The sequence below is a fragment of the Agromyces lapidis genome (assembly GCF_009749405.1).
GTDB lineage: Bacteria > Actinomycetota > Actinomycetes > Actinomycetales > Microbacteriaceae > Agromyces > Agromyces lapidis.
The window spans coordinates 317,444-326,807 of sequence record NZ_WBIQ01000010.1 but is presented as its reverse complement, the minus strand read 5'-3'; the positions used below and the strand labels follow the sequence as shown (position 1 = coordinate 326,807).

General features: G+C 71.4%; 7 protein-coding genes and 1 rRNA gene. 6 read left to right on the top strand and 2 right to left on the bottom strand.

The window, feature by feature from the left end; genetic code table 11:
• Both rrf and GQQ93_RS17620 read left to right on the top strand, forming a co-directional pair.
• Nucleotides 1-71, top strand: a 5S ribosomal RNA gene (rrf, locus tag GQQ93_RS18275); the annotation flags it as partial.
• A gap of 156 nt (nucleotides 72-227) precedes the next feature.
• Nucleotides 228-2,120, top strand: coding sequence for a thioredoxin domain-containing protein (locus GQQ93_RS17620; RefSeq protein ID WP_157425528.1), 1,893 nt, complete (start codon nucleotides 228-230; stop codon nucleotides 2,118-2,120).
• A gap of 64 nt (nucleotides 2,121-2,184) precedes the next feature.
• Here GQQ93_RS17620 and GQQ93_RS17615 read toward each other — a convergent pair whose 3' ends face one another.
• Together GQQ93_RS17615 and GQQ93_RS17610 are read right to left on the bottom strand one after the other, a co-directional pair.
• Nucleotides 2,185-2,853, bottom strand: a complete 669-nt coding sequence (locus GQQ93_RS17615; protein ID WP_157425527.1) for a GNAT family N-acetyltransferase — start codon at nucleotides 2,851-2,853, stop codon at nucleotides 2,185-2,187.
• Nucleotides 2,854-2,914: 61 nt separating this feature from the next.
• Complete coding sequence (locus GQQ93_RS17610) at nucleotides 2,915-3,952, bottom strand: LacI family DNA-binding transcriptional regulator (protein WP_246192398.1); 1,038 nt, start codon at nucleotides 3,950-3,952, stop codon at nucleotides 2,915-2,917.
• Nucleotides 3,953-4,173: 221 nt separating this feature from the next.
• Between GQQ93_RS17610 and GQQ93_RS17605 the strand changes: the two genes are divergently transcribed.
• The 4 genes from GQQ93_RS17605 to GQQ93_RS17590 all read left to right on the top strand — a co-directional run bounded on the left by GQQ93_RS17605 (nucleotide 4,174) and on the right by GQQ93_RS17590 (nucleotide 9,349).
• Entirely contained in the window at nucleotides 4,174-5,445 is a 1,272-nt protein-coding gene (locus GQQ93_RS17605) for an ABC transporter substrate-binding protein (RefSeq protein WP_157425526.1), read from the top strand.
• Nucleotides 5,446-5,568: 123 nt separating this feature from the next.
• Nucleotides 5,569-6,555 carry a carbohydrate ABC transporter permease gene (locus tag GQQ93_RS17600; RefSeq protein ID WP_157425525.1) on the top strand — a complete coding sequence of 329 codons (987 nt, stop codon included), beginning with the start codon at nucleotides 5,569-5,571 and terminating at the stop codon, nucleotides 6,553-6,555.
• Nucleotides 6,552-7,466: a carbohydrate ABC transporter permease gene (locus GQQ93_RS17595; RefSeq protein ID WP_157425524.1), complete on the top strand. Its 915-nt coding sequence runs from the start codon at nucleotides 6,552-6,554 to the stop codon at nucleotides 7,464-7,466. The genes GQQ93_RS17600 and GQQ93_RS17595 overlap by 4 nt, the downstream gene beginning before the upstream one ends.
• A complete protein-coding gene (locus tag GQQ93_RS17590; RefSeq protein ID WP_246192397.1) occupies nucleotides 7,463-9,349 on the top strand; it encodes a glycoside hydrolase family 35 protein in 1,887 nt (628 codons plus the stop codon). Before GQQ93_RS17595 ends, GQQ93_RS17590 begins: the two co-directional genes overlap by 4 nt.
• The last annotated feature ends 15 nt before the right edge of the window (nucleotides 9,350-9,364 follow it).

Here is a 9,364-nt window from a genome sequence, read left to right as displayed (position 1 = left end):
CGGAAGCTAAGACTCGCAGCGCCGATGGTACTGCAGGGGGGACCCTGTGGGAGAGTAGGACACCGCCGGACAAACATTACGAAGAGCCGCCCACCACGTGGGCGGCTCTTCGCCTTTAACACGAACCGCGTTCAACGCGAACCGCGTTCGACACGAGCCGCGCAGCGCCCATCCCGGGCAGCTGGGCGGCTCTTCGCCGTTAACACGTGAGCACGTACCCTGAAGGCATGGGCGTTCGTCTCGCCGACGCCGTGAGCCCCTACCTCCGGGCCCACGCGGGGAACCCCGTCGACTGGTTCCCCTGGGGAGACGCGGCCTTCGCGGAGGCCCGCCGCCGAGACGTGCCGGTTCTGATCTCGATCGGGTACGCCACCTGCCACTGGTGCCACGTGATGGCCCGCGAGAGCTTCAGCGATGCGTCGACGGCGCACGAGCTCAACGCGCACTTCGTCGCGATCAAGGTCGATCGCGAGGAGCATCCCGATGTCGACGCGAGCTACCTCGCCGCGGCCTCCGCCTTCACCCGCGAGCTCGGATGGCCACTCACCGTCTTCGCGACCCCCGACGGCCGCGCGTTCTACGCCGGCACGTACTTCCCGCCGCTCCCGCAGCGGGGGATCCCGTCATTCCGGCAGGTGCTGGCCGCGGTCGGCGAGGCGTGGCGCGATCGACGCGGGCAGCTCGAAGAGATGGCGGCGGCCGTGTCGACGGCTCTTGCCGCGGCCTCGGTCGCGCAGACGGCCGGGCCGTTGCCGGGCGACGATGAGCTGCGCTCTGCGTTCGCCGGCCTCGCAGCCGGCGAGGACCACGTGCACGGTGGATTCGGCGGGGCGCCGAAGTTTCCGATCGCTCCGGTGCTCGGCTTCCTGGCGCAGCTGCCCGGCGAGGGTCGCGCGCTGGCACGCCGCACCCTCCTCACCATGGCGGCCTCGCCGCTGCGCGATGCCGTCGACGGCGGCTTCTTCCGCTATTCGACGCAGAGCGACTGGAGCGAGCCGCACTACGAGCGGATGTTGACCGACAACGCGCTGCTGCTCGACGTCGCGGTCGACCTGGTGCGAGGGGCGAGCGCCGGCGACGAGGTCGTCGCGGTCGGTCGTGGCATCGCCGGCTTCCTCGTCGAGACGATGCAGCTGCCCGGTGGCGGCTTCGCCTCGGCGCAGGACTCCGAGAGCATGGTCGACGGAGTGCGCACCGAAGGCGGTTACGCCACCGCCGACGCCGAGCGGCGACGCACGCTCGAGCCCCCGCCGCTCGACGAGAAGGTGATCACCGGCTGGAACGGGCTCGCGATCGGTGCCCTGGCGCGGGCATCCGCAGCATTCGACACACCCGATGCGCTCGTCGCGGCTCGACGTTCCGCGGGCTTCGTGCTCGCCGAGCATCTCGCCCCCGGCGGCATCGTGCGCCGGGCCTCGCGGGAGGGGATCGTCTCGTCGGCGCACGCCGCGCTCGAGGACGTCGGGATGCTGGCCGAGGGGCTTCTCGACCTCGCACTCGTGACCGGTGCGGCCGAGGATGCGATCGTCGGCCGTACCCTCATCGACGCGGCACTCGACGCGGCGCCCGTCCGGCCGGGTGCCGCACCCTCGGTCTTCGCGGTGCCCGGCGGTGCCGACCCGGTGCTCGCCGCGCGGGGCCTCGCCCTGCCCACGGATCCGGCCGAGGGCGCGGCGCCGTCCGGGATCACCGCGTGCGCGACGGCGGCCTGGAAGCTCTGGCTGCTCGGAGCGGGGGACCGCTACCGCGTTGCGGCTGAACAGGCGATGCGACAGCTCGCTGGCGCTGCGATCGAACGACCCATCGCCTTCGGCGCTGCACTCGGACTCATGGCCCGGTTCGCAGCGCCGGTGGTGCAGCTGGTCGTCGTGGTGCCCGAGCGGGATGCTTCGGGTCGGCCGCGCGGCGGCGACGAGCTCGTCGGCGCGGCGCGGGCGGCAGAGGCATCCCTCACGGTGATCGTGACCGAAGCGGAGGCGACGGCCTTCGCCGACGCCGGCTTCGAGCTGTTCGCGGGTCGGCGGCTGCACGACGGGCGGGCGTCGGCGTACCGCTGCCGCGAGTTCGTCTGCGAGCTGCCGGTCGCGAGCGCGTCGGCGCTCGACGCGCTCGGGCAGTGATCCGCACTGACCGGTTACATTCGAATGCGAGTTCGAACAGGTGTGGATAAGCCTGTGGAGAACGTCAGGACGCCGACGAATCGCGCTGCGTCTCCCACTCGCGACGGAGCAGCCCGTAGATCGAGCTGTCCTGCCAGCCGTCGTCCCAGACGTCCTCGAGGAGCGTCGCCTCGAGGCGCATGCCGAGCCGTCGGCAGAGCGCCGCGGACGCGAGGTTGCGCACGTCGACGTGGGCATTCAGTCGATGGGGATTCAACACCTCGAAGGCGAACGACACGACCTCGCTCGTCGCCTCCGCGGCCAGGCCGCGCCCCTGGAACGCCGGGTGCAGCACCCAGCCGAGCTCGAGCTGGGCGTGCTGGGTGCTCGAGATGCGCAGCATGACGTCGCCGACGACGCGATCGCGGTGGCCGTACTCCTCGACCCGGGCCATCGACCGTTCGCCGCGCAGCGCCATGACGAAATGGAACGCGTCGCCGTCCTCGGCGAGTCGGCGCATGCCGGCCCGCTTCAGCGTGTGCACGTGGGCCTCTTCGCGGTCGCGCACCGGCCAGGGGATGTAGCGCAGCACCTCGGGCAGGCGCTGGTACTCCCAGATGTCGTCGCTGTCGCCGGGTTCGATGGGTCGCAGCGTCATCCGCTCGGTGCTGAGCGGGGAGGCGAGCGAATCGGCGTCGAAGGGGAGCGCCATGGCGGGCGCAAGTGTCGCGCCGGCGGCGGGATCATCGGTCATGCTCCGACGCTAGCGGCTGCGCGCGCGGCTCGGGTCGGCCCGCGAGCGAATCGTGCCGAACTCAGCCGGCGAACGGCGCGGTGCTCGCGCGGATCACGAGGGAGGCGTCGACGTCGGTCGAGGCGGGCGGCGAGCTCGGGTCGTCGATGCGGCGCAGCAGGTGCTCGACCGCGAGTGCCGCGATCACGCCGAACGGCTGGGCGACGGTCGTGAGCGCCGGGCTGCAGTACGCCGCGAGTGCGATGTCGTCGACCCCCACCACTGAGACGTCTTCTGGCACGCGCCGACCGAGCTCGTGCAGCGCGCGGATCGCGCCGAAGGCCATCTCGTCGCTCGCGACGAACACGGCGGATGCCTCGGGGATGCGGCCGAGCAGGAGGCCGGCCTGGTAGCCCGACTCGGGCGACCAGTCGCCGTGCAGCAGCGGCGGCACCTCGCGACCGGCCTCGTCGAGCGCGGCGCGCCAGCCCGCGGCGCGGCCTGTCGAGTCGAGCCATTCGTCGGGTCCGGCGATGTGCCAGACGGTCGGATGACCGAGCTCGAGCAGGTGCCGGGTGGCGAGGCGGCCGACCTCGAACTGGTCGATGGCGACGACCTCGCTCGACACGGTGCGGGAGCCGTCGATCGTGACGGTGGGGATGCGGCGGGCGATGGCCTCGACGGCGTCGGTGCCGGTCGGCACCGGGACGACGAGGACGATGCCCTCGACCGACTGCTCGTCGAGTCGTGTCATCGCCGCGGCGATCGCGGCCGGGTCGAGCGAGCTCGCGGTCGAGACGTTCACGGCGTAGCCGGCGCGGCGGGCGGCGGACTCGACGCCGTGAGTGACCGCCGCACCCGAGTAGTCGACGGTCGGCAGGACGACGACGCCGATCGTGCGGGTGCGACCCGACGAGAGCGCCCGGGCGGCGCTGTTCATGCGGTAGCCGAGCTCGTCGACGGATCGCAGGACGCGGTCGCGCGTGGCGGGCTGCACGTTCGGGTGCCCGCTCAGCACGCGCGAGACGGTCTGGGCGGAAACGCCGGCATGGTGCGCGACGTCGGCCATGCTCGGCGATCGCGTGCGGCCGCTCGCATCGAGCCGCCGGGTGTTGGTCATCTCGGGACCCTCCTACAGTGGTAGCGGAAACATGCTATCGCCAATCGTCCCGAGTTCGCAGTAGGTGGGACCGTGAAACTCGGGCTTGTTATCGGTAACAACATGTGGCACCATCGGAACACGCCCCGCGGAGCCCGCACCCGAGACCGCGACGGCCTGATTCGTTTGCACGACGCATTCCGAGCTCATTCAAAGGAGAGGCAGCAGTGAAGAAGACAGTCATGCGCACGGTAGGCATCACCGGCGCGTTGGGCCTCGGCCTGGCGCTGGCGGGATGCTCCGGAGCGGCCGAGCCCGCGGCATCCGGCCCCGCCGAGGTCACGTTCTGGGGCTGGGCCCCGGGCTACGCCGACGCCGTCGACGCGTTCAACGCCTCGCAGGACGACGTGGTCGTCACCTACGAGGAGGTCGCCCCCGGCGCGAAGGGCGGCTACGACAAGATGCTGAACGCGGTCACCGCGGGCAACGCCCCCTGCCTCGCGCAGGTCGGCTACGAGACCCTCACGAGCTTCGCCGCGCAGGGCGCCCTCGAAGACGTGTCCGAGTTCGCGAACGCGAACGAAGACGAGTTCACGCCCGCCACCTGGTCGGCCGTCTCGATCGGCGATGGTGTCTACGGAGCCCCCGTCGACCAGGGCCCGATGGCGCTGTTCTACAACAAGGCGGTGTTCGACGAGCTCGGCATCGCCGTGCCGACCACCTGGGCCGAGTACCAGGCCGCCGGCGAGAAGCTGAAGGCCGCGGGCAAGTCGCTCTCGGCGAGCTACCTCAACTACGACTACGCCGGCTTCGACTGGCAGGCCGAGGCCCCGTGGTTCTCGGTCGACGGCGACAGCTGGAAGGTCTCGATCGACTCGCCCGAGGGCCAGAAGGTCGCCGACTACTGGCAGGGCCTCACCGACGCCGGGCTCATCAGCCAGGCCCCCATGTGGGACCAGTCCTGGTACACCGGCCTCGGTGACGGCTCGATCGCGACGCATGTCGGCGCGGTCTGGATCGCCGGCGTGCTCAAGGGCAGTGCGCCCGACGGCGCGGGCAAGTGGGCCGTCGCGCCCATGCCGCAGTGGGAGGCCGGCGACGACAAGGTCGGCAACGTCGGCGGTTCGGCCACGGCCGTGCTGAAGGGGTGCGACAACCCCGAGGCCGCATGGGCCTTCGCGCACGCGATGAGCACCGACCCCGACATCTACACGGGCCTCATCGAGGCGGCGGCGCTCTACCCCGCAGCCACCGAGCTGCTCGACCTGCCGGCGCTCGGCGAGCCCGACCCCTACTTCGGCGACCAGGTCATCTTCGACGTCTTCGCCGAGGCCTCGCCGCTCGTCACCACCGGCTGGACCTGGGGTCCGAACATGCCCGAGACCGTCGGGTTCCTCGACGACGGGCTCGGCAAGGCCTGGTCGGGCAAGAGCACCTTCGCCGACGCCCTGACGAGCACTCAGCAGCAGACCGTCGACGCGCTCGAGGCGCAGGGGCTCTCGGTCGCGGAGTAGCCGCCGAGGGTCCGGTCGGGGCGGCGCATCCCGTCGCCCCGACCCGGCCCCGAGGCATCCCGCAGCCTCGTCCAGACCGGCCGCTCGCACCGGCCCAACCACCATCGCACCAAGCAGGACGACATGCACACCTCATCGACTCGGGCGGTCACCACCGCCGACAGCGGGCGCCGCGGCCTCGGCCGCACGGGCGCCGGCGCCCCGGCACCCGGCGGCACCGCGCGCCGCTCCGGCGGACGCTGGCGCACTCCGCTGCTGTTCCTGCTGCCGTTCGGCGTGCTGTTCATCGCGATGTACCTCGTGCCGATCGTCTTCGCGTTCGTGCAGAGCCTCTTCACCCTCCAGCGCTCTGGCCTCGGCCTCGAAGCCCCCACGCTCGACTTCACGCCCCTCGCGAACTACACCCGACTGCTCGGCGACACCGAGTTCCTCGCCTCGCTCGGCCGGGTGGCGCTGTTCGGCCTCGTGCAGGTGCCCGTGATGCTCGGCCTCGCACTCCTGCTCGCGCTGCTGCTCGACTCGCGCTCGGCTCGCGGCAAGGGCTTCTTCCGCCTCGCCGCCTTCCTCCCGTACGCCGTTCCCGGCGTCATCGCGGCCGTCATGTGGTCGTTCCTCTACTCGCCCGTGACGAGCCCGATCAACACCCTGCTCGAGCGGGTCGTCGGCACCGGCATCCCCTTCTTCGCCCCCGAGATCGTGCTGTGGGCCGTCGCGAACATCGTGACCTGGGGATGGACCGGGTACAACATGCTCATCATCTACTCCTCGCTGCAGACGATCCCCGCCGAGACGATCGAGGCGGCCCGGCTCGACGGGGCGGGTCCTGCCCGCATCGCGTGGAGCATCAAGATCCCGATGGTGCGCCCCGCGCTCGTGCTCACCGCCGTCTTCTCGATCATCGGCTCGGCGCAGCTCTACAACGAGCCCAAGGTGCTGCAGACGATCTCGGGCGGCGCGATCAGCAACACCTTCACCCCGCTCATGGCGGCGCAGGCGCAGGTCACCGCGCAGAACTACCCGTACGCGGCCGCGCAGTCGGTCGTGCTCGCGCTGCTCGTGGGCGTGCTCTCGTTCACCTTCTTCAAGCTCACGAATCGAGGCGAACGATGACCGCACCGACCCTGGAGTCGGCCACGCGCCTTCCGCGCAGTGACCGACCGGATGCCTCGCGCCCCCGCCGCTCGAACCGCGAGGCCAACCTCGCGAGCCGTCTGGGCGTGTTCGCCCTCCTCGGCCTGTCGGCCTTCTACTTCATCATGCCGATCTGGTGGCTCGTCGTCGCGTCGACGAAGCCCGCCGGCCACCAGTTCTCGGAGCCCGGCCTCTGGTTCGACGGCTTCGGGCTGTTCGAGAACATCGCGCTCGTCTTCGCCGAGTCCGACGGCATCTTCGGCCGTTGGATGCTCAACAGCGTCTTCTACGCGGGGGTCTCGGCCGTCATCGGCACGCTGCTCTCGGCGCTGGCCGGCTACGCCCTCGCGAAGTACGAGTTCCGCGGTCGCGGGGTCGTCTTCGGGGTCATCCTCGCCGCCGTGCTCATCCCGAAGGTGATGTTCACCCTGCCCCTGTTCCTGCTCTTCAACCAGGTGGGCCTGCTGAACAACCCGCTCGCGGTGCTGCTGCCGAGCATCGTGAGCCCCTTCGGCGTGTACCTGGCCCGGGTCTTCGCCGCCCAGTCGGTGCCCGACGAGCTCATCGAGGCGGGGCGCATCGACGGTGCGGGGGAGTTCCGCATCTTCTTCTCGATCGGCGTGCGCATCATGTCGCCGGCGCTCGTGACGATCTTCCTCTTCCAGTTCGTCGAGGTCTGGAACAACTTCCTGCTGCCGCTCATGGTGCTGAACGACAGCGCCCTGCAGCCGGTCACCGTCGGCCTCGTCGGCTGGGCGGGCAGCAACGGGCAGGTGCCCGCCGGCACCGTCGTGGTCGCCGCGCTGCTCTCGGTGGTGCCGCTGATCATCGCGTTCCTCGGCCTGCAGCGCTTCTGGCGCGCCGGCCTCACGGCGGGGGCGGTCAAGTGAGCGGGGCGACCGCGACCGCGAGCGTCGCCACCGGGGCGAGCGCGCTCTCGATCGTCGACGGCGGGTTCGTCCGTGACGGCCGGCCGCATCGCATCCTCTCGGGGTCGATGCACTACTTCCGGGTGCACCCGGCGCAGTGGCGCGACCGCCTCGAGCGCCTCGTCGCCCTCGGCCTCAACACGGTCGACACCTACGTCGCATGGAACTTCCACGAGCGTCGCCGCGGCGAGCCCGACTGGAGCGACTGGCGCGACCTCGAGCGCTTCATCGCGCTCGCCGGCGAGCTCGGGCTCGACGTCATCGTGCGCCCCGGGCCGTACATCTGCGCCGAGTGGGACAACGGCGGGTTCCCCGCGTGGCTCTCGGGCGTGCCCGGCATGCGGTTGCGGTCGAGTCATCCGGCCTATCTCGACGCGGTCGACCGCTGGTTCGACGAGCTGCTGCCGCGCCTCGTGCCGCTGCAGGCGGCGCACGGCGGGCCGATCGTCGCCGTGCAGCTCGAGAACGAGTACGGCAGCTACGGCGACGACGCCGACTACCTCGCCTGGCTGCACGAGCGCCTCGTCGCGGGGGGCATCACCGAGCTGATCTACACGGCCGACGGACCGACCGAGCTCATGCAGGACGGCGGCAGCGTGCCCGGCGTGCTCGCGACGGCGACCTTCGGCTCGCGTGCGGCGCAGGCGGCGGCGATGCTGCGCGAGCGCCGCGACGGCGAGCCGTTCGTCTGCGCCGAGCTCTGGAACGGCTGGTTCGACCACTGGGGCGACCCGCACCACGTGCGCACCCCGGCGGGCGCGGCGGGCGTCGTCGCCGACATCCTCGCCGAGGGCGGATCGCTGAGCCTCTACATGGCCCACGGCGGCACGAACTTCGGCCTCCGGTCGGGCGCGAACCACGACGGCGCGCGCCTGCAGCCGACGCAGACGAGCTACGACTCGCACGCGCCCGTCGCCGAGAACGGCGCGATCACCGAGAAGTTCCGGCTGATCCGCGAGGTGCTTGCGGATGCAACGGGGCAGGTGCCGCCCGAGGCATCCCCGACCCCGCCCGTGCTGCCGGCCGCCACGTTGCCGCTGCGCCCGATCGCCGGGCTCCTCGAGGTCGTGCGTGGCGCGGGCCGCGAGGTGCGCAGCGCGATGCCGCCGAGCTTCGAGGAGCTCGGGCTCGACGCGGGGCTCGCGCTGTACCGCGCCGAGCCGATCGTGCCGCGCGGCGGGGCGCTGCTCACCGTGCGCGGACTCCGCGACCGCGCCGTCGTCTTCGTCGACGGTGCGCGCGTCGCCGTGCTCGACGCCGAGCAGGCTGCGGCCGGCGTGCGGATCGGCGGGGAGGGGCGCGCCGTCGTGCTGGAGCTCCTCGTCGAGAACCAGGGGCGCATCAACTACGGCCCACTGCTCGGCGAGGGCAAAGGCATCCTCGGCGGGGTGCAGCTCGACCGCCGGCTCGTGCAGCGCTGGTCGACGCGGGCCCTTCCCCTCGACGAGTGGGGCGAGCGTGAACTCGCCGGCGAACCGCAGGGTTTCAGGAGATCGGACGCGATTCAGGACGGTTCGGCCGCTTCCGTCCTGACGAGCGAGCGTTCTCCTGAAACGGTCGACCGCTCGGGGCTCGCCTCGGCGACGCTGACCGTCGATGATCCGGCCGACGCCTTCCTCGCCCTTCCCGGCTCGGTCAAGGGCTTCGTGTGGGTGAACGGACTCCTGCTCGGTCGCTACTGGGAGATCGGCCCGCAGCTGACGTACTACGTGCCCGCGCCACTGCTGCGCGCGGGAGAGAACACCATCACCGTGCTCGAGCTCGAGCGCCTCGGCGACGCCGTCGAGCTGCGCGAGCAGGCCGAGCTCGGACCGGAACAGGAGTACATCGAGACCTTCGACTGAACTGCGCCGTCGGCG